The following is a 649-nucleotide window of genomic DNA, read 5'->3' on the forward strand; positions in this document are numbered from 1 at the left end:
CCCACCTGAATCCATTCCGAACTCAGAAGTGAAACGCAGTTGCGCCGATGGTAGTGTGGGAGTTCCCATGTGAGAGTAGGACATTGCTAGACTTCTAATTTGAGCGAAAGCTCTGAAAAGCCCGCAACATTGTTGCGGGCTTTTTGCTTTTTAGCATTTAAAAAATACCACGTAGGAAGCTGCCCTGCAGGTGACACAAAAAACGTAGTTTTTTGTTGTTACTTAACTCAACTTATTGATAGATAAATATACGAGACATAAACATTCAGGTGCTCTAATCTTTTCGCCTGCAGGGCAGCCTCCTACGTCGTGCTGTAGGTTGCAAATATTCAAACTTTTTGCTTTAAAGCATTTAAAAAATACCACGTAGGAAGCTGCCCTGCAGGTGACCAAAAACGTATTTTTTTCTGTTATACCAATTTGATTAAGTTTCTTCTCAACTCAGAGCTATATTCGATACTCATTAACAAGGCAAATTTGTTTCGGTTTAGTCATTCTAAATCAAATAAATTTAACGATGTTAGTGGGTATCGAGATAGCTCCCAGAGGGCGATTTTAAAAGGTTTACAAGCTGCGTTATTGATTTTGACAAGGGAATAACCATTCTCTTCAATCAATGCCTTGCTTTTAAACCTTTTAATTCTCGCTG

1 rRNA gene is annotated in these 649 nt (G+C 39.0%); it reads left to right on the top strand.

The annotated features are described in order from the left end of the window. Positions 1–92 (top strand): 5S ribosomal RNA (gene rrf / locus CWS31_RS17360); the annotation flags it as partial. Positions 93–649 lie beyond the last annotated feature (557 nt).

This window comes from Colwellia echini (assembly GCF_002843355.2).
GTDB classification, from domain to species: Bacteria; Pseudomonadota; Gammaproteobacteria; order Enterobacterales; family Alteromonadaceae; genus Colwellia; species Colwellia echini.